The organism is Rhabdochlamydiaceae symbiont of Dictyostelium giganteum, from assembly GCF_964291045.1.
GTDB lineage: Bacteria > Chlamydiota > Chlamydiia > Chlamydiales > Rhabdochlamydiaceae > PALSA-1444.
Window position 1 is genome coordinate 769583 of sequence record NZ_OZ197277.1, and the last position, 21140, is coordinate 790722.

Annotated in this window: 15 protein-coding genes; 8 read left to right on the top strand and 7 right to left on the bottom strand. The window is 37.3% G+C overall.

Annotated features, from left to right (window positions below; genetic code table 11):
• The first annotated feature begins 3 nt into the window (after nt 1-3).
• Nucleotides 4-612: a dTMP kinase gene (tmk, locus tag ACI7T6_RS02690; RefSeq protein WP_404666050.1), complete on the top strand. Its 609-nt coding sequence runs from the start codon at nt 4-6 to the stop codon at nt 610-612.
• Complete coding sequence (locus ACI7T6_RS02695; protein ID WP_404666051.1) at nt 542-1432, top strand: AAA family ATPase; 891 nt, start codon at nt 542-544, stop codon at nt 1430-1432. The genes tmk and ACI7T6_RS02695 overlap by 71 nt, the downstream gene beginning before the upstream one ends.
• Nucleotides 1433-1525: 93 nt before the next feature.
• On the opposite strand, the gene ACI7T6_RS02700 is transcribed toward ACI7T6_RS02695, so the two are convergent.
• A complete protein-coding gene (locus ACI7T6_RS02700) occupies nt 1526-1711 on the bottom strand; it encodes a hypothetical protein (protein ID WP_404666052.1) in 186 nt (61 codons plus the stop codon).
• Nucleotides 1712-1933: 222 nt separating this feature from the next.
• Complete coding sequence (locus ACI7T6_RS02705) at nt 1934-7528, bottom strand: NEL-type E3 ubiquitin ligase domain-containing protein (RefSeq protein WP_404666053.1); 5595 nt, start codon at nt 7526-7528, stop codon at nt 1934-1936.
• 1093 nt (nt 7529-8621) lie between these two features.
• Between ACI7T6_RS02705 and ACI7T6_RS02710 the strand changes: the two genes are divergently transcribed.
• Nucleotides 8622-9464: a tetratricopeptide repeat protein gene (locus ACI7T6_RS02710; protein ID WP_404666054.1), complete on the top strand. Its 843-nt coding sequence runs from the start codon at nt 8622-8624 to the stop codon at nt 9462-9464.
• A gap of 129 nt (nt 9465-9593) precedes the next feature.
• Here the strand turns inward: ACI7T6_RS02710 and ACI7T6_RS02715 are convergent, their stop codons facing one another.
• The 3 genes from ACI7T6_RS02715 to xseA are packed head-to-tail and all read right to left on the bottom strand — an operon-like array spanning nt 9594 to nt 11912.
• Nucleotides 9594-10433: an NAD(+)/NADH kinase gene (locus ACI7T6_RS02715; RefSeq protein ID WP_404666055.1), complete on the bottom strand. Its 840-nt coding sequence runs from the start codon at nt 10431-10433 to the stop codon at nt 9594-9596.
• Entirely contained in the window at nt 10430-10666 is a 237-nt protein-coding gene (locus ACI7T6_RS02720; protein ID WP_404666056.1) for an exodeoxyribonuclease VII small subunit, read from the bottom strand. Before ACI7T6_RS02720 ends, ACI7T6_RS02715 begins: the two co-directional genes overlap by 4 nt.
• Nucleotides 10656-11912, bottom strand: coding sequence for an exodeoxyribonuclease VII large subunit (gene xseA, locus ACI7T6_RS02725; protein ID WP_404666057.1), 1257 nt, complete (start codon nt 11910-11912; stop codon nt 10656-10658). Before xseA ends, ACI7T6_RS02720 begins: the two co-directional genes overlap by 11 nt.
• 39 nt (nt 11913-11951) lie before the next feature.
• Here xseA and tpiA point away from each other — a divergent pair, with 39 nt between their 5' ends.
• From tpiA to ACI7T6_RS02750, 5 genes are all read left to right on the top strand, one after another.
• Entirely contained in the window at nt 11952-12695 is a 744-nt protein-coding gene (tpiA, locus tag ACI7T6_RS02730; RefSeq protein ID WP_404666058.1) for a triose-phosphate isomerase, read from the top strand.
• On the top strand, nt 12692-12988 hold the full coding sequence (secG, locus tag ACI7T6_RS02735) for a preprotein translocase subunit SecG (protein ID WP_404666059.1): 297 nt from the start codon (nt 12692-12694) through the stop codon (nt 12986-12988). The genes tpiA and secG overlap by 4 nt, the downstream gene beginning before the upstream one ends.
• Before the next feature lie 6 nt (nt 12989-12994).
• Entirely contained in the window at nt 12995-13531 is a 537-nt protein-coding gene (gene def / locus ACI7T6_RS02740) for a peptide deformylase (RefSeq protein ID WP_404666060.1), read from the top strand.
• A 340-nt stretch (nt 13532-13871) separates the two neighbouring features.
• Nucleotides 13872-17072: a tetratricopeptide repeat protein gene (locus ACI7T6_RS02745; protein ID WP_404666061.1), complete on the top strand. Its 3201-nt coding sequence runs from the start codon at nt 13872-13874 to the stop codon at nt 17070-17072.
• 248 nt (nt 17073-17320) lie between these two features.
• Nucleotides 17321-18535, top strand: coding sequence for a hypothetical protein (locus ACI7T6_RS02750; protein WP_404666062.1), 1215 nt, complete (start codon nt 17321-17323; stop codon nt 18533-18535).
• Between the two features lie 54 nt (nt 18536-18589).
• Here ACI7T6_RS02750 and cydB read toward each other — a convergent pair whose 3' ends face one another.
• On the bottom strand, nt 18590-19618 hold the full coding sequence (cydB, locus tag ACI7T6_RS02755; RefSeq protein ID WP_404666063.1) for a cytochrome d ubiquinol oxidase subunit II: 1029 nt from the start codon (nt 19616-19618) through the stop codon (nt 18590-18592).
• Nucleotides 19611-20981, bottom strand: coding sequence for a cytochrome ubiquinol oxidase subunit I (locus ACI7T6_RS02760; RefSeq protein WP_404666064.1), 1371 nt, complete (start codon nt 20979-20981; stop codon nt 19611-19613). The genes cydB and ACI7T6_RS02760 overlap by 8 nt, the downstream gene beginning before the upstream one ends.
• Between the last annotated feature and the right edge of the window lie 159 nt (nt 20982-21140).

Here is a 21140-nt window from a genome sequence, read left to right on the forward strand (position 1 = left end):
AGCATGCTAATTTCTTTTGAAGGGGGAGAAGGAGCTGGAAAGAGTACACTCATCCACCGTTTGTATCACCATCTTCTTCCTCTTGAAAAACCTCTGCTTCTTACAAGAGCTCCAGGGTCAACTTCTGTTGGGGAGCTCTTAAGAGAGCTCCTCTTAAATCCGGAAGAAAAACCGCTCTCACTTCCTGCAGAGCTGTTTCTTTTTTTAGCAGATAGGGCAGAACATGTTGATAAAGTGATCCGCCCCGCTCTTTTACAAAAAACAGTTGTGCTGTGTGACCGTTTTAATGACTCTACAGCTGCTTATCAAGGGGGAGCTAGAGGCTTTGGAGTGAAGTGGATTCAAACGCTTTGTGATTTTGCAACGCAAGGATTACAGCCTGACCTCACGTTTTACTTAGACATTGAACCGTCTTTGGGTCTTAGCCGTGTGATGCGGTCTAAAGATCGCCTAGAACAAGAGAAACTCACCTTTCATGAAGAGGTGAGAAACACCTACCTTTCGATCGCTCAACAAGAACCTAAGAGGTTTTATATTCTCGATGGATCCCAATCCCCAGATGAACTCTTTCAAACAGCACTCCGCATTCTCATCCCTTATTGGGAATGTTAACGTTAAAGAGAAGCTAACACAGTTTCTTCTTAAGGACAAAATACCGAAGGTTTTGCTCTTTTTAGGCCCCATAGGCATTGGAAAGACACGGTTTGCAGAAGCATTTGCAAAGGCCGTCATTCAAACCTCTCAATTTCCTCATCCAGATATTCACACCCTTTATCCGGACCTAGAAACGCATCAACATCCGATTGCTAAATTAAGAGAGCTCATCCAAGAGACACTCTTTCCTCCTTTTCAAAGCCAGTATAAAGTGTTTATCATTGGGGACATTGAGAAAATGGTTCCTACAAGCATGAATACCCTCCTTAAAACCTTAGAAGAGCCGCCAGCAGATACACTCTTTATCTTAACCAGCTCTTTTCCCTCAGAGATTCTTCCTACGGTTCTTTCTCGCTCATCGAAAATCTCCTTTACCCCGATAGCAGATGAAGATATGGTGTCATTTTTGATGAAGCATCATGGTGTTTCAGAAGAAAAGGGGCGAAAACTTGCCTTTTTAGCAGAAGGATCGATCGCAAAAGCTTTAGAAAGACTTCCTCACCTTCCTCTTTTAGAAGGGGTTAAAAAAGCGTTAAAAGCGACATCTTATCTTGAAATCTATGACTGTTTATCGGATAAAAATCTTATGGTAGATACACTCTCACCAGATGTAATAGAGTCTCTTCTAGAAGATATCATCTATTTTGTGCATGAGCAAGATAGAGGCTCTTTACCAAGAGTGCTAGAGCTGATCCGTGAGTTAAGACATGCGCTTGATCACCATGTGAAGCTTAAAACAGCTCTTGAGTATTTTTTGATTTCTTACCGCCTCCTGTGAGGGAGAAAAGAACTTCTTTTTTGGGCAGCTATTCAGATACCCCCTATACACATATTTGTGTATAGGGGGGAGTATGATCTAGCTCTTAAAAATCTAAAGAGTTGCTTGAGGAGGACCTGTTAAGTGATAAGGATTTCCTTGGACAGCTGTTTTGATAGCCTCTAAAATATTCCAGTTTTGCTTACGGGCTGTAGAAAGATAACTTCTAATCCGGCAAAAGATTTGTCCTCCACGAGCTGTTCGAAAACACCTCCCTATTTTCTGTTTGAGCTTCACCATCTAAAATATTTTGTTCCCCTTGATTGTTCCTAAAAGGGATTTTAGAGTCTTTGGTAAAGGCTAGAACAGAAGAGGCGTTTTGCTCTAGTCTATCTAGAAGGGTTTTTCCAGGTCTTTGCTTTATTCTTCCTCTTTATAAAATCATAGCAATCACTATTACAGTATAAGGGAGAGTTATTTGATGTCCCTTTGTTTTTTGAAAGCATAATGGCTTTCATTTTTTTAAGCATCTGAAGTGAAGGCAGGCATCATACGGAAAAGGTTTTCAATTTGCACTGGTATCCGGTATAAATCCACACCTTCTTGAGTATATCTTGTAATGAAGGCATCATAATCGTATACCACATGATTATAAAGAACTGGACACTTAGGAGTATCTTGCAAGTAGGGACAAATATCTTCTGGTGATAACTTTCTATCTGCAATAGGGAGCTTATCCCATGCTACAACAGATATCCGTCTTTGAAATCGTTTCCAAGGATCCCAAGTAGCTAAAAATGCCTCAAAGGCAGTGTCCGTTGTTTTTCGTAAAATGAGGTCTCCAGTTGAATCAATTTCTTCATCAGAAATGGCCACACACCGTCTAAAGATCATCCCTTTCGTTTCTATTGGAAGCGTTAACATCTTCTGTAATCTAATATGAAATGCCATATACACTTCCACTTCATCTACAAAACGTAGCGTACTTGCATGAAGTTTAATTTTTTTATTCAGCTCTTCGAGAAAGAAAAATCCTCTCCCTGTATCCTTGAGTTCTTCAGAAGTTATGGATAAATTTTCTAACTTGTGAAGCTTTTGATAAAGGCCTATATCATCTAAGGTAGTTATGACACGGTCGCTACAAGAAGTGAGGCCTTGATGGATAAGAAGAGCACTATGATAACACATATCCTTATCTTCAATCATGAGCTGAATCATTTGAAGTATGCGCCTTGCAAGGTTTACTCTGGTCGTTATATTAGCGTAATCTGCAGTTCCTGTAAGACGTGTCAAAAATTGTAAGAGATTTTGGTGATCTTGAACCGAAGTAAGGGTTTTATGGAGCTGAGAACATATCTCTTCAAGCTTCATGAATGACTTCTCACTTGCTTGTTCTTGCCAAAACGTAAGGGCGGGAAGAAGGGCTTCGAATTGGATGAGGTATTTATTTGAAGTTGCTGTAGAAAAGTAAAACTGAACCCCTGTAATGCCCTGAGTATTATCTTGTAGCCTAATAATAACTGAAGGCGAGAGCCCAGTGCTTGTAAGATTTATGATACGTCTATTTCCATTAGAACAATAACCTAGGGTAGAGATCCAATTAGGTAAAGAAGTGATATTTCTGCAACGTATTAAGATTAAGTTTCCGCCAAGTTTTATTTTATTAGGTAAGGTCATAAGAGCTGTACAGTCAGTGAGATCAAGATTATTTTCTACTTGAAGGTCTTCAGGAAGATGTGTAAGAGCGGTACATGTTGATAGGTCAAGAGAGTCTTTGATTTTAAGCCTCTTTGGTAAAGCTGTAAGAGTTGTACAGTTAGTAAGATTAAGATCCCTTTCTACTTGAAGGTCTTCAGGAAGATGTGTAAGAGCTGTACAGCCGTTTAAGTTAAGATGACCTTTGACTTTAAGCTCTTTTGGCAAAGCTGTAAGAATTGTACAGTTAGTAAGATTAAGATCCCTTTCTACTTGAAGGTCTTCAGGAAGATGTGTAAGAGCTGTACAGCCGTTTAAGTTAAGATGACCTTTGACTTTAAGCTCTTTTGGTAAGGTCGTAAGAGCTGTACAGCCGGTGAGATTAAGATCCCTTTCTACTTGAAGGTCTTCAGGAAGATGTGTAAGAGCTGTACAGCCGTTTAAGTTAAGATGACCTTTGACTTTAAGCTCTTTTGGTAAGGTCGTAAGAGCTGTACAGCCGGTGAGATTAAGATCCCTTTCTACTTGAAAGTCTTCAGGAAGATGCGTAAGAGCTGTACAACCTGTTAAGTTAAGAGAGCCTTTGACTTTAAGCCCTTTTGATAAAGCCCTAAGAGAGGTACAGCCATCGAGATTAAGATTGCTTTCTACTTGAAAGTCTTTAGGAAGATGCGTAAGAGCTGTACAACCGTTTAAGTTAAGAGAGCCTTTTACTTTAAGTCCTTTTGATAAAGTCGTAAGAGCTGTACAGCCAGTGAGATTAAGATCATTTTTTACTTCAAGGCCTTCAGGAAGATATGTAAGGGCTGTACATCTTGATAGATCAAGGGAGTCTTTTACTTTAAGTCCTTTTGGTAAGGTCGTAAGAGCTGTACAGTCAGTGAGATTAAGATCTCTTTCTGCTTGAAGGTCTTCAGGAAGATGTGTAAGGGTTGTACATTTTGATAGGTCAAGAGAACCTTTTACTTTAAGTCCTTTTGGTAAAGCTTTAAGAGCTATACAGCCAGTGAGATTAAGAGCATTTCCTACTTCAAGGTCTTCAGGAAGATATGTAAGGGCTGTACATCTTGATAGATCAAGAGAGCTTTTAATTTTAAGCCCCTTTGGTAAAGCCGTAAGAGTTGTACCTCGGAGATAAAGATTTTTTCCTACTTCAAAATCTTCAGGAAGATGTGTAAGAGCGGTACATGTTGATAGATCAAGGGAGCATTTAATTTTAAGCCCCTTTGGTAAAGCTGTAAGAGCTGTACATCTAGTGAGATTAAGATCTCTTTCTACTTGAAGGTCTTCAGGAAGATGTGTAAGAGCAGTACATCTTGATAGATCAAGAGAGCTTTTAATTTTAAGCCCCTTTGGTAAAGCCCTAAGAGAGGTACAGCCATCGAGATTAAGATCTCTTTCTACTTGAAGGTCTTTAGGAAGATGTGTAAGAGCTGTACAACCGTTTAAGTTAAGAAAGCCTTTTACTTTAAGTCCTTTTGGTAAAGCTTTAAGAGCTATACAGCCAGTGAGATTAAGAGCATTTCCTACTTCAAGGTCTTCAGGAAGATATGTAAGGGCTGTACATCTTGATAGATCAAGGGAGTCTTTTACTTTAAGTCCTTTTGGTAAGGTCGTAAGAGCTGTACAGTCAGTGAGATTAAGATCTCTTTCTGCTTGAAGGTCTTCAGGAAGATGTGTAAGAGTTGTACATCCGTTTAAGTTAAGAGAGCCTCTTACTTTAAGTTCTTTTGGTAAAGCTCTAAGAGCTATACAGTGAGTGAGATTAAGAGCATATTTTACTTCAAGGTCTTCAGGAAGATATGTAAGGGCTGTACATCTTGATAGATCAAGGGAGTCTTTTACTTTAAGTCCTTTTGGTAAGGTCGTAAGAGCTGTACAGCCGGTGAGATTAAGATCATATTCTACTTTAAGGTCTTCAGGAAGATGCGTAAGAGCTGTACAACCTGTTAAGTTAAGAGAGCCTTTGACTTTAAGCCCCTTTGGTAAAGCTGTAAGAGTTGTACCTCGGAGATAAAGATTTTTTCCTACTTCAAAATCTTCAGGAAGATGTGTAAGAGCGGTACATGTTGATAGATCAAGGGAGCCTTTAATTTTAAGCCCCTTTGGTAAAGCTGTAAGAACTGTACAATCAGTGAGATTAAGATCATATTCTACTTCAAGGTCTTCAGAAAGGTGCGTAAGAGCTGTACATTTTGATAGATTAAGAGAACCGTTGACTTTAAACCCTTTTGGTAAAGCCCTAAGAGCAATACAGCCAGTGAGATTAAGATTTTTTCCTACTTCAATATTGTCAGGAAGATGTGTAAGGGCTGTACATGTTAATAGGTCAAGAGAACCTTTGACTTTAAGCTCTCTTGGTAAAGCCGTAAGATTTGTACATCTAGTGAGATTAAGATCCCTTTCTACTTGAAGGTCTTTAGGAAGATGTGTAAGAGCGGTACATGCTGATAAATTAAGAGATCCTTTTACCTTAAGTCCTTGTGGTAAAGTTATCAGAGCTGTGCAACCATTTAAGTGTAAAGCACCCCCCACATTAAGTCTCTTTGATAAGGTGACAAGCGACTGGCAATTAGAGAGGTTAAGATCAGTTTCGACTTTAAGATCATCAGATAGTTGATTAAGCATTTTGCAATCAGATAGATTAAGAGAGCCTCCAACTATAAGATTTTTTGATAAGGTGACAAGCGACTGGCAATTAGAGAGGTTAAGATCATCTCCGACTTTAAGATCATCAGATAGCTGATTAAGCATTTTGCAATTAGATAGATTAAGAGAACCTCCAACTATAAGATTTTTTGATAAGGTGACAAGTGACTGGCAATTAGAGAGGTTAAGAGAGCCTCCAACTTTAAGTTCTTTTGGCAAAATTGTAAGAGCTGTGCAATAAGAAAGATCAAGATCTTTTCCTACCTCAAAGATTTCAGGAAGATGTGTAAGAGATCGATAATCGCTTAGGTTAAGAGAGCCTTTGACTTTAAGCTCTTTCGGTAGAGTTATCAGATTTACACAATTAACGAGTTTAAGATCATTTCCAACTTTAAGATCATCAGGCAGCTGGGTAAGCGTTTTGCAATTAAAGAGAATCAGAGAGCCACCAACTGTAAATTCTTTTGGCAAAATTGTAAGAGCTGTGCAATAAGAGAGATCAAGATCTTTTTCTACTTCAAGATTTTCAGGAAGATGCGTAAGGGTTCTACAACCATTTAAGTTAAGAGAACCTTTGACTTTAAGCCCCTTCGGTAAAGTTGTAAGATCTATACAATTAGAGAGGTTAAGATCATTTCCTACTTCGAGGTCTTCAGGAATAAATTTAAGATCCCAGCAGGCAGAGAGATTAAGAGAGCCTCCCACATAGATCTCCCTTGGCAAAGCTACAAGATCCTTACACCAAGAGAGATTAAGATCATTTCCTACTCGAAGCTGGTTAGGAAGAAGTGTAATCATTGTGCAATCAGAGAGATTGAGATCTTTTTCCACTTCAAGTTCTTTAGAGATAGAGGTGAGTGCCATGCATCCCTTTAGATTGAGAGATCCCTTGACTTTAAGTCCTTTTGGTAAAACTGTAAGTGCTGTGCAATAGGGGAGATTAAGATGATCTTTCACTTCAAAGTCTTCAGGAAGATATGTAAGAGCTATACAATAAGAAAGATCAAGGCGACCTCCAACCTGAATACCTTTTGGTAAAGCCGTAAGAGCTGTACAACAAGAGAGGTTGAGATCTTTTCCCACTTCAAGATCTTCAGAGATAACGGTGAGTGCTGTACATCCTTCTAAATTAAGAGATCCTTTGACTTGAGTTTTTTGGGGTAAAACTGTAAGTGCTGTGCAATAAGAGAGATCAAGATGTCCTCCCACCTGAATACCTTTTGGCAAAGTTGTAAGAGCTGTGCAACAAGAGAGGTTGAGATCATTTCCCACCTCAAGATTTTCAGGGATAACGGTGAGCGCTGTACACCTTTTTAGATTCAGAGATCCTTTGACTTTAAGCTCTTTTGGCAAAGCTGTAAGCTTTGTGCAATAAAAGAGTGAGAGGGTTCCTTCAACTTTAAAATCTTTAGGTAAAGAGGATAGTTCAAAAATTCTAGAAAAAACACAATCACCCATTACCTTGAGCTTTTGAGGTAAAAAGAGAGTTATTTCTTTCTCAAAATCACGACTCTCTTGGCTAAAAATTGCTGAAATAGGCAGATTTTCACAGATTAGAGACCCCTCTATTTCAATATCTTGAGACTTTAAAAGGGCAAAAGAGTGGATATTATAGGGAGAAAGTTTAACATCTCCTCTAATAATAATTTGGTTTGATAAGTTTTCTGCTGTGGTTAATTGACCAAGTTCTTCTGCTAAAATAACATGACTAGATTCTCTATTCTGGAGATAGGAAATCTGATTGATAAAGGGATTAATATTTGAAATATTCATGACAATCCTTAATTGTTTAAGGGATTTATCCTAGGATAATTGATTTATTTGAATAGTTATTTTTTAAATGCATTCAATAATCCAGAAAGAAAGAGAGAATTAAGAAAGCTATTTTATCAAATCAATATTTTTTGTAAAGAATGTAAAGTCACTTGAAATTGAGGTTTTCTAGAGTCTTAAAACTCATAGGGTAAGGTCATTTTACAAGATATTTACACCTTTTAGAGAGGCGAGAAAGCGCCTTTTTCAAGAAAAATAGGGGTGTTTTAATAGTTACGATATTTTGTTAATCTGAAATATGTGTTAAGTGGATTTGATGCGTCTTCTTAAGGGCTTTTTTTTCGTCTTTTCGAAAATCTAGGGATTGCATGTCGCTGTAAATAGCGGAGCAAAGAAGATCTAGATAGGTAGGGAATTATTTCTTGAAGTGCAGATAGGGAGTCATCTAAAGGAAGAAGAGTTTCTTGTCGAAAAGCTGAAATTCTATTTTATCTGCCTTAGGACCATAGACTTAAAGTTCTTGTGGCCCATACAAAAATCCTATTGGGAGTCTCCTCTTTCACCGCTTCTTTACATTCTTAGGATTGATCCCAAATTTTTTTGCTAGGTTATTAAGTTCTCTTTACTCTCTTGGATTTCTTGACGTATTGCCTGAGTTGTTTTAGCGCATCCGTGTAATATTTTTCCCCTTGTTCATCCTAAGTTGATGGTCATTTATCACATAATCTTACCTATATTGGGGGTGTGTGTTGCATAATACTCTAAAAACACTGGTTTCTTAAAAAAACTCTCATTTTTCAAAAAAACTGGCCTAATTTTTCACATAATTTGTAGGAAATGTATATATAAAATTATTTAAAAATGAAAATAACATCATTTTTTTATTTAAAAATGCGATTTTTAGGCATTATGCAACACACCCTATATTGAGAGTAAATATTTTTTTGATCCATCTAAAAAATAAATTAATTTTATTTTTACTATTTTAATAGAGGATTTTATTTAAATTTAATCAAATTAGTAATAATTAATTTATAATTTTTGTTTATTATAAATAAAAATTAGTTTAATAATTAGATTAAAGGAGGAAGTGATGTTAATAGTAACCAAATTCAGCAATAATGACCGTGCTCTTCAAACCGTTACCCAAAAACTCATGCAGTTAGATAAAGGAGCTCATCTATCACATGCAGCGATGAAAGAGGTGAATAAAATTACCCAAATCACCGATCCTCTTATTAAAAAATGCGGATTTCTTTTGCCTCAGCATCCAAAAATTGTCCGTTTTTTTAATTTGATAACAGGAATTTATATTGCTTTTAGAGCAGTTCCTTTTGCACAGCTTTTTGCCCAAAGAAGAGCTGTGCCTCTTTTAGCTAAGCTGAGTGCAAGGCAGCTAGAATGCCTTCAAACCATGAAGGTTTTGCCTCATAGAGTAGAGGCTTATCTCACTCTTGCCTCTTCTTTAATTGGAAATCAGCAACAGGTTCAAGTTGATGAGAAGCTTTTTAATCAACAATCCCTTTATTTAAAAGCCATTCAGCTCTTCCCCAAAAATGGGGATAGCTATTTTCAATTAGGAAAAACATTAAGGGCAAGTCACACAGTTAAACTCTTAGATGGCACTGTGATGACAAATCAGCAGCTTTATCTGAAAGCGATTTCGCTAAATCCTCATGTTGTAGAGCCGTATCTTCAACTGGCTGATCAACTGAAAACAAATCAAACAGTTAAGCTTTTAGATGGTCATGTTCTTAATAAACAAGATATGTATTTAAAAGTCATTAGTATTGATCCAAGTCACGGTGAAGCGCATTTTAAACTCGCTTTAACACTAGATGCTCATGATAAGATTCTACTGCATGGAGGTGAAATGACCCGGGATCTGCTGTATCAAGTTGCCTCAGATTTAGGCTACCCTCATTATGTTGATTAATCAAAAGAGTACAATAAAGAGACAAAAAGTAAAAAAAAGCTTGCTATAGAAGAAATGAGAGAGTATTGCTAGAGTTTCTAGGGTGGTTTGTTTAAAGAGCGTGATATCTTTGTTATAAAGAAGAGGGGATTAACGTAATTTTCCTGACCATCCTAGCTTTGTCCTAAGTGTTGAAAAATAGTCGTGGTGAGGAAGGCTAATTAGCTTAAATGTTTTAGCACTTCTCTGAACTGAGAAAAATTGTTGGGGTTTAAGCGTTGTAAAGGGAAGGCCATCAGCTCTTACTTCAACAGAAGATAAAGGGCTTAAATAGTGCACTTTAATCTCTTGATCAGCGGTTAAAACAATCGGGCGGTTAGAGATGGTATGAGGACAAATGGGTGTAATGGTAATAGCTTCAAGATGGGGGCTAATAATCGGGCCTCCAGCTCCTAATGAGTAGGCAGTAGAGCCGTTAGGAGTTGCAATGATTAACCCATCTGCTTCAAAGGTGTTAAGGTAATAACCTCCTACTGATACGGCAATTTCAATCATGCTAGGGTTACAAGACCTATGAATCACAAGATCATTAATCGCAAATGATTGGTTTCCTTGAGAATCATTTCCTTCTAACATAAGTCTTGGATAAACATGATAATCATTTTGAATCAGCTTTTCTAAGCTAGAGTGGATATCAGAAACCAGGACGTCTGCCATAAATCCAAGGTGTCCTGTATTAATGCCTAAGATAGGAGCATCGAGGTAAGGGTAGCGATGTAAAATATTTAAAATGGAACCATCTCCTCCTAAAGAGATGATCCATTGGATAGAGGGGGCATTTTCTAAAGAAACTGGGTCTATAGAGAGCAAAGAGGCGTGATCCTCACATGTTAGGGTGCCAATATTGCGAGAGGCAAAAAATTGACAAATGGAGCGAGCTAGATTTTTAGCCTCTTTGTGACTTTCATTAAAAAAAACCGCTGCGATCATACAGTGAAGGTTTCTTTCATAGGCTCGCCTGTTGCATTGGTGGCAACTTCTCCTGATCTGTTTTTAATCAAAATCTCGATTTTCTTTTCCGCTTCTGTCAGCTGTTTTTGACATGTTGTAATTAAAGAGTCTGCCTCTTCATACAGTTTTAGCGACTCTTCAAGTGCTGTTTTTCCTGAGTTCATCGCTTGAAGGATCTCTTCAAGTCTTTGGTATGCATTTTCAAATTTCATATACTTTTGCCTTTACTTGGCCATCATGTAAAACGATCCGGATGGAGTCGTTTGGATGGAGTTCTGTGGAAGAAACGATAACGGAAGGGGAGTTTTCTCGAAAGAGCATAGAGTACCCTTTCTTGAGTAAGTTTTTCGGATCAATCGATTTTAAATGAGAAGAGATCTGCGAGAGCTTTTCTTTGAGATAGGTAATACGGAGTTTAGGGTTAATCGCATGATACTGTCTATGAAGAGCTGTCACACTTAAGGTTTTTTTATGTAGAAGATGCATCATCGCGGTATCGATTTCTCTTGCATAGTCATCTAGCCTTTGAGCATTAGATTCTAATAGAGCATAAGGAGATGCAAAGAGGGGATGCTTTTTAATGAGTTCAATCTTTTGGAAAGAGATCTTAAGGGTATGGAGAATGATTTGATCCATCCTTTTTTGAAACGCTTGCAAAGCAGCTAGCCTCTCTTCGGATGCTTTCATCACAAGTTCAGCAGCAGCTGAAGGAGTAGGAGCTCTTAAATCTGCAACAAAATCAGAGATGGAAAAGTCTGTTTCATGACCGACTGCTGATATGATAGGAATCTGTGATCGAAAGATCGCTTCTGCAACAATTTCTTCATTAAAAGCAAAAAGGTCCTCTAAGCTTCCTCCTCCTCTTCCCACAATTAACACATCTGCCAACTTATATTTGTTAAAATCATCAATGGCTTTTGCAATCTCTTGCGCAGATCCCTCTCCTTGAACCTTCACAGGATTAAGGATGAGGTGAAAATTGGCATGGCGCCTGTTTAAAATATTTAAAATATCTTGAATGACAGCTCCTGTTGGACTTGTGATCACGCCAATTGTTTTAGGAGTAGGAGGTAGGGGTTTTTTCTTTGACGCATCAAACCATCCTAATTTTTCAAGTTTAGATTTTAAAGCGTGAAGCCTGAGAAGAAGCTCTCCCACTCCTGCAAACTGCAGCTGCCGGATAATGAGTTGATAATTGCCTCTTGGAGCGTAAACAGACACTTCTCCTTGAACAATGACTTGATCCCCATTTTTAGGAAGGCGGCTTAAGCTTTGGGCATTTCCGCGAAATAAAACAGAAGAGATTTGCGCTTCAGCATCTTTTAAGGTGAAATAGAGATGGCCAGAGGTTTGCTCTTTAAAATTGGTGATCTCTCCTTGAACTCTCACTTCTCGAAACTGCGTTTCAAGCTGCTTTTTAATGGAAAAAGTGAGCTCAGAGACAGTTAATGGTTGCATTTGCGCTTTTCCTATTTCTTCATGTACAATAATATTAAGATGACAAAGAAGACTATTATCGCTGCTAACTGGAAAATGCACAAGATGGCAGATGATGTGATTGCATTTTTTCAGCAATTTCTTCCCTTAGTAGAAGATATGAAGGCCTCTATTTGGCTAGCTCCTTCTCCTGTACTTTTGCAGCAGGTGTTAAATATCACTAAAAACTCTTCCCTCAAAATTGGAGCGCAAAATATTTCTCACGAAATCTATGGCGCTTTTACAGGAGAGACATCTATTAAGCAAGTAGCTCACTTAGGAGCCTCTTTTGTGATCATTGGACACTCTGAGAGAAGGCGGCTTTTTCAAGAAACAGAAGATCAAATTACAAAAAAAATAGGGCTCACTCTTACCTACAACCTAGCGCCGCTTCTCTGTATTGGAGAGACTTTAGAGGAAAGAGAGCAAGGACTCACTCAGCAAGTACTTAGGCACCAGCTCTCTTCAGCGCTTAAGGTATTTCCTCATTTTCAAGGAGCCATCGCTTATGAGCCGGTATGGGCGATTGGGACGGGAAAAACAGCTACCCTAGAGATCATTCAAGAGACGCATCAACACTGCCGAGATATTTTAAAGACCCTTTGTGAAACAGGGGAGGATATTCCTCTTTTATATGGAGGCTCTGTCACAGAAAATAGTGCAAAGCATCTAAAAGGGATAAAAGAAGTTGACGGAGTTTTAGTAGGTGGTGCATCCTTAGAAGCATTATCGTTAACAGCTATTATCCAAGGATTGACGCAATGACCCCCTTATTTTCGATCGCTATTTTTTTATTTATGATGCTCTCTGTTGTGATCTGTCTTGTTGTTCTTGTTCAAGAAAGTAAGAGCTTAGGTCTTGGCGCCTCTTTTGGAGGAGATCCTTCCGAGTCTGTTTTTGGAACATCCACAGCTGCTGTTTTAAAAACAGTGACCGCTTATCTTGCTGTCATTTTTATGGTTTCTTGTGTTGTTTTATCTGCATGGTCATCTTCATCAAGTCGCAAAAAATCAGACACTTTCCCTCAAGTGACAGAACAACTCTCACCAGAAGAATAGAAGAAGATGAAACTACCCATCTGCTATTACGGCAATCTCATTTTAAGAAAAAAATGCACGCCTATTGAATCCATCACCAAAGAGCATCATATCCTTGTAAAAAATATGATTGAAACAATGGATCAGCATGATGGTATTGGTATTGCAGCCCCTCAAATTGGAGAGTCTATTCGCCTTTTTGTGTTAAGGCGGTATATTATTAAATCTGAAGAAGAGTGGGATGTTTCAGATCCTATTGTTTACATCAACCCTGTGATTTTAAATCACTCTAAAGAAGTCAATAGTTCAGAAGAAGGGTGTCTTTCTATTCCAGGGATTAAGCTCATGGTTCAAAGGCCCTCTAAAATCACAGTCCGTTCCATGCGTCTTGATGGATCTATTGTGGAAGAAGATCTTGAAGGGATCAATGCAAGAGTTGTCATGCATGAAAATGATCACATCAACGGAGTGCTCTTCATTGACCGTATTTCCAAAAAAGATATTAAGAAAGTAGAGCTGCGTCTTAATGCTCTTAAGAAAAAAACGTTAAGTTCTCTAAAGTAAAGAGATGAGCGTAAGGTTTAAAGTGAGCTACTTTTATTCCCCTTAAAAATACATGCAAAAAATTTTCTCTTAGAAAAATATGGATGAATTGGATTAAAAAATCATATTGATTAATCTAAAAACGCCATTAAAATTTATTGTTTAATTAAATAGAAGTCCATCAAATTTTGATTTCTTATGACGGAGATGGTATAGAATATAGGAGTAAAAAATACTTTCTCAAAAAGTTGGAAGGTTTGGTAAGATACGCTGTTTTTATGAATTTGAATGTTAATAAATGAAAAAACTCATTCATATTGGATAATGACTTCTCTAAAAAGTATAACTCTAGGATTACAGTATGACAATCAGACCCTATACTTCAATGACAGCTCAATTAGAATCTTCTCAGTATACAGAAAATTCATCATCTACTTTAACACAAGAGAGGGATGAAAAGCCCTTAAAAAAACTTCGTATAGAGTCTTCAAAAGCAGAACAAATAGCTCATTCAATTTTAGAAACCTATCATAATCAAGATAATGATGCTGGGGCAAATTTTTTAAATGTTCATCAGATTGTAAATAATGATAAATCTGATACAGAAAAAGAGTCTTTCATTCAGGCTATTCATGGCAATCCTAAAGAAGGGAATGCTTACCACAAGCTTGCAAATTGTTTAGAAAATGAGGAAACAGTCCAGCTTTTAAGCGGGGAGATCTATACAAATAAAGAGCTTTATCTTAAGGCTATCGAGTTAAATCCTAAAGATGCAAATTCTTATTATAATCTTGCAAATTGTTTAGAAAATGAGGAAAAAATTCAGCTTTTAAGCGGAGAGACCTATACAAATAAGGAGCTTTATCTTAAGGCTATCGAGTTAAATCCTAAAGATGCAAATTCTTATTATAATCTTGCAAATTGTTTAGAAAATGAAGAAGCAATCCAGCTTTTAAGTGGGGAGATCTATACAAAGAAAGAGCTTTATCTTAAGGCTATTGATTTAAACTCTGAAGATGCAGATTTTTATCATAGTCTTGCAAATTGTTTAAAAAATGAGGAAAAAATTCAGCTTTTAAGTGGAGAGACCTATATAGATAAGGAGCTTTATCTTAAAGCTATCGAGTTAGAACCTAAAGATGCAGATTTTTATCATAGTCTTGCAAATTGTTTAGAAAATGAAGAAACGATCCAGCTTTTAAGTGGAGAGACCTATACAGATAAGGAACTTTATCTTAAAGCCATTGATTTAAACTCTGAATATGCAAATTCTTATCATAATCTTGCAACTTGTTTAGAAAATGAGGAAGCAGTCCAGTTTTTTAATGGAAAGATTTATACAAAAAAAGAGCTTTGTCTTAAGGCTATCGAGTTAGATCCTGAATATATAGACCCTTATCATAACCTTGCAAATTGTTTAGGAAAAAAAGAAACAATCCAGCTTTTAAGTGGAGAGATCTATACAAAGAAAAAGCTTTATCTTAAAGCCATTGATTTAAACTCTGAATATGCAGATTTTTATTATAATCTTGCAAATTGTTTAGGAAAAAAAGAAACAATCCAGCTTTTAAGTGGAGAGATCTATACAAAGAAAGAGCTTTATCTTAAGACTATCGAGTTAGAACCTGAAGATACAGATTTTTATCATAGTCTTGCAAATTGTTTAGAAAAAGAAGAAACGATCCAATTTTTAAATGGGGAAGTTTATACCAAGAAGAAACTCTATTATAAAATTATTGAATTAAATCCTAACAATGGAATTCACTACAAAGATCTTGCAAATCTTCTAGATAATGAAGAAACGATCCAATTTTTAAATGGGGAAGTTTATACCAAGAAGAAACTCTATTATAAAATCATTGAATTAAATCCTAACAATGGAATTCACTACAAAGATCTTGCAAATCTTCTAGATAATGAAGAAACGATCCAATTTTTAAACGGGGAAGTTTATACCAAGAAGAAACTCTATTGTAAAATTATTGAATTAAATCCTAACAATGGAATTCACTACAAAAATCTTGCAAATCTTCTAGATAATGAAGAAACGATCCAGCTTTTAAGTGGGGAGGTCTATACACAGAAAGAACTTTATGGCAAATGTATTGAGTTGGGTTCAGTGGAAGAAATGTGCTACAGTACGAGGCACGAATTAGGGGAAATCTATTTTGAAGAAATTAAAAAAAATCCAAAAAATTTAGAGAATTATTTTCACTTAATTACACTTGTTGTAAATCATAATTTTTATTTTAACAAAAAATACGTAGATATTGAATTTTTTTTTAAAAAAGCTTTTGATATAGATCCTACCCAAGCGTTTAGCTTACAGTCTGCCGCTGCTGTTTTTTCATTAGCCTCTACGCTACATAACCAAGTAATGCATGGTTCTTCTAGGGAAATGAATTTATCGTTTCTTAAGAGAGAAAGCACTGTAACATTAAAAAATGATCAGGTGATGTCTATACAAGCCCTTTATCAACATGCACTTCCTTTTCTTCCGTTAACATATTTACAATATAGAAAAGATGAAGGATTAGGAGATTATCTCTCTTATAGAAAACCAGTTATATTACAAGATGGGACTAAACTCACAAAATTGATGGCTTATATGTATGCTTGTGAAAAAAATCCAGACGGGCATATTTTCATGAAAATAGGGGATGCTCTTCATCCCGAACAAAGGGTGACATGGGGTAAGACTTGCTATAGTAAAAGAGAATGCTATGAAGAGATTCATACAGATTACTCCCTAAGATTACCTCATGAATATTATAAGAGGTTCTTCAAAAGGGCAGAATCTCTTTATCCTCATGAGCAATTAAAGAAAAAAGATTTGTTTAACAAAGCATTAGAGGAAGTTTATCAGAAGAGCGCAAATCCTTGGAGAGCTGGTATCTTGCTAGCTCAAATTTTTACTCAATATGAAGGGAAGGACCTACACCCTAAGTATCTGTTAGCTACTAACGAATATATTAAAATGTTTGATCAAATTGAACATGAAGAGTTATTAAAATTTTCTGGCAATCTTTATAAAAATTCAGACAATTTTATTATGACTGATGATGTTTATTTCACGAAGAAGCAGGAAATTCTACTCGCGCTCTTAAAACATGTGCCTTCTTGTGAAGAAGCTTATGTGGCTCTTGCCAAAAATTTTGAGCATCCTTTAAGCATTCATGAAAAGAGTTATGCATCAAAAGAATCTCTCTATCTAAAAGCTATCGATATTAACTCTGAGTATAGCTTGCCCTACTTCTTATTAGGGAAAGAGCTCTTTTTTAAAAAGATAGAGAGTATACAGCTTTTAAATGGAGTTACTTTATCGTGTAAACAGCTTCTCATGAGAGCCATCCAACTAGGGACATATGAGGCAGGAGCCTATCACTTAGCAGCTTTTATTATGGATGATAAAGATGGCATTCTTCTTTTTGATGGGAAAACAATTCTTTCTAGAGGAGATCTCTTTATCCGTGCATTTGAACTTGATTTTACAAGAGTCGTCGATTTAAACAATTTTATTTCTTATGTAAAAAGACACCAAAAGACTCAATTGAGATCTTGATGTAATGATTTAGATATCCCTCCTCTACCTACATTGGTGAGGAAGGGGGGACCAAACTTCTAACACTGAGAAAAATTCTCTACGAAGAGTTGAAAAAACTTACTTTAATTTGCGCTCAGGCTTTTAACCTTATGTCATCAAGTAGAAGAGGAGATGAAGCTTAACGGTATGGAAAAGCTTTTTCTCAGGGTGGATTTTATTAGGAACTTTTCTGTATGATCTGTAGTTTAATAAGGCCTATTTGAGTTATGCATATTTCTTTTCCTCCATTATCTTTAGATCCTCATAGAATCAAAACTGTATTATCAAATGTGAGTCAAAAAGCGATTCCTCTTTGTCTTGAGAACTGGGGGACGCTGGCCTCTGGAATTTTACTCAGTCTTACAGTTGTGAATTTGGTGGATCACTACTTTCATCAACAGTGTGAAAGGATGATTAAAAATTATTATAAATCACTCAGTTTAGAAGAAAATCAAGGGATAAATTATCTTAAACCTCCTCAGCTTCAAGAACGCTTCCGCAAGAGGTCCTATACACTTATGGCAGCTACTTTTTTAACGCCTGCGGCAATTACAGCTGTTTTATGGAAAGTGGGAAAAATTCAATCGATTTGGAATCTATTTATTCCTTTGATGGTAGGAGGCGTGATTGGAAAGAGGCTCTTTCAGCTCAATCAATATTATCTCGGTGTGACAGCCCAAAAAATGATGGACTTAATTAAAGAATATTTTATTTATGCAAGGCATGAAGAGATCAATTTAAGCCATTTACAAGGGTATGTTGCAGAAGTTAACTTTAAAAGGCTCAATCACTACTTAAGAGAACACCGTCCTGAAATCACATCGATTGCTCTTGCTAACTGCAACCTGACAGATCACGATTTAAAAAGACTTAGTCAATCAGGGCTACTGACAGGTGTCACATCAATTGATCTTAGCGACAACCCGCGGCTTTCTTATCAAGGGCTTAAGTGGGTGGGGATGATGGCAAAGGATCATTTAGAAACACTGAATATCAGCCGGCTAAAGCTGAGAGATGTGGATTTACATCTCATGGAAAAAGAGGGGCATTTTAATGCTGTAAAAACAGTGATACTTGATGAAGCACCTCTTATTACAGGCTACGGGCTTGCAACTCTTGGAAAAGAAGGATTTAACGGGTTAGAAGTATTAAGCTTTAATAAACCGTCTTCTTGCTTTAAAGAAGGGTTTAAAGAGTGGCTAAACGCTCCGTTTCCCTCTCTTCACACACTGTATATGAATGATAGCTCTTTAATGGAAAAAGAACTTTCGCAGCTGCTAGATGATTCTCAATGGTTTATAAAACTGAAAGAGTTATCCCTTCATCAAACTGAGCGGCTCCAGGTGTCTTCAGAAATGCTAGAGAAACTGAGGGTTTTAGAAACAGCTACACTTGCTATCACAACAGTGTCCAAAATTAAACACCATCAATGGGTAAACTAATCCAAGTGAAAGAGCGCCTACTCTTTCACTAATATCTAGCTCTCTAACATTTCTCTAGTAACTCATGTGATCAATTTTCACTTTTCCCTTAAAAATACGGTAGACATAGGGAAAATAGAAAAAAGAGAGCGGCACGCCTGTTAAAGAAAATGCCACCAAAATCCATAAAGAAGACTCTGATACCGCGCTATTCATAAGCGTTAAAGAGGCGTGAGGATCAATAGTTGATTTCATAATGTAGGGAAAAGTTCCCAATAAAAAAAGCGATAACAGAGATAAGATAGAGAGACACGAGCCTAAAAAGGCTTTTAAATCTTTTTCTTTGTAAATGAAGTAAGGGACTGCGCCAATTGCTAAAAGCGTGCATAGCGGCATGAGAGCTAAATAGGGTCTATTTAAAAATGTTTGAATCATATGGTATTGGGTGAGAATTGTCATGACAGTTGCAGCTAGCCACATGATTAAAAAGAAAGGGATTGTGACCCATGTCCATTTTCTGACCTGATCATGAAACGCCCCTTCTGTTTTCATGAGCACATATAAAGAGCCGTGCATCGTAAAGCAGCTAAGACCTAAGAGCATGATGGTCAGCGTGTAAGGGGTGATGAGTGCTGTTAGCCCTCCTTCGATCTCTCCTTGAATGTTAACTGGCATCCCTTGAATGAGATTTCCTAAAATAAGCCCCATGATGAGCGCTAAAATGAGGCTTGCTGTAAAGAAGGCAATATCCCAAAAAGAGCGCCATCTAACGCTTTTATCTTTACTTCGAAACTCAATAGCAGCAGCTCTTAACATAAAGCCAAAGAGCATGAGCATAAGAGGAGTGTAAAGAGCCGGGGCTAGTATGGAAAATGCTTTAGGAAAAGCAGCAAATAATACCCCGCTTCCAATCACCATCCAGGTAGAATTTCCATCCCATACAGGACCAATCGCATTAATCATGATCCGCCTTGTATGATCTGTTCTAGCAAAAAGATGCAGACACCCCACCCCTAGATCAAACCCATCCAAAGTGGCATAGGCAATGATGGCCACCATGAGAACTAAATACATCATAAGCTGCGCTAAGTAAAGACTATCCATGGCTCTCTCCTGAGTATACATCGCGGTAGGGGAGCTCTTCATGTTCTATATCTGGGCCATTTTTAATCTTTTTATCAAGCATCACAAGAAAGAGAACAAAGAAAAGAAGATACATCACAACAAACATGATGAGGGACCCCATCACCTGTCCAGCTGAGATCACAGGAGAAAAAGCTTCTTTTGTTTTTAGCAGTTTATACACAACATACGGCTGCCTTCCCATACAGGCGCTATACCACCCAGAGATATTTCCTATTTGAGGAAATGCAACAGAAATAATGAAGTATTTAAGAACAATAGGGTGCATGGACCATTGTTGTTTTAACCAGTAGTATCCGCCTAGACAAGAGGCAAGAGCCATCGCTCCCCAAGAGAGGACCATGATGTGATAAAATTGAAAGACAGCTGGGACATAAGACCACTCTTCTTTAGGAAATTGATCAAGTCCAGGAACGGGTGTTTCAAAATCGTGATAGGTCATGAAGCTTAAAAGACCTGGAATTTTAATCCCATGGACCTTTTCATTTTGATGATCCACCCATCCGATGATATAGGCAGGGGTGGATTTTTCTGTTTTATACACCCCTTCAAATGCTGCAAACTTCTCAGGGTTGTGTTTAGCAACTTTTTGAGAGAGTCTATCAGCTGATATCAGCTGAAGCACTGTTGTCACTATTCCGATAAAAAGTCCTATCTTCATGCTTTTAATCGCAAATTCTGTATGCCGCCCTTTAAGAAGGTAGTAGGCAGAAATACTAATCATCATGAAAGCACCTGTCATCCAGGCGCCTAGAAGCACATGTCCAATATGGCTCATATTCGAGGGGCTAAAAAACACTTCTCCCCATTTTGTCACTTGAGCCACCTCTGTCCCATCAGGAAGGACAGTTAACTTATAACCTGAGGGAGTTTGCATCCAAGAGTTAAAGCTCACAATCCAAACTGCGCTAAAATGCGCTCCTAAGGAAACTAGGCATGTTGCCATAAAGTGAATTTTAGGTTTAACTTTATCCCATCCAAAGAGAAGCACCCCTAAAAAGCCAGCTTCAATGAGAAAAGCAAACATCCCTTCAGCTCCAATAATTGAGCCTGATACGTCACTGACAAAACGAGAGTATCTTGCCCAATTTGTCCCTAAGGAAAACATCATGGGAATGCCTGTTGCAACGCCTAGTGCAAAGGTCATAGAAAACACTTTAAGCCAAAATTTGGTCAGTTTTTCCCAAATTGGATTTTTTGTTTTTAAGTAAAGCGCCTCCATAAAAATCATCGCAAGAGAGAGGCCAATACTCATCGGAGGATAGATGTAATGAAATGTAATCGTAAAGGCAAATTGGATACGGGAGAGAATTTCGACATTCATAAGAGCTCCATTAAAGATTTTTAAGCAAATATACGGTGAGTGAAAAGGCAGATATCATGCATCATACGGATTTTAAGAATCCTCACGTTTTAGCCCCATCTTGAATGAGAGAGTAAAAACAGATTGTAAGGGGAGGCATAGTGATAAAATGAGGACAAA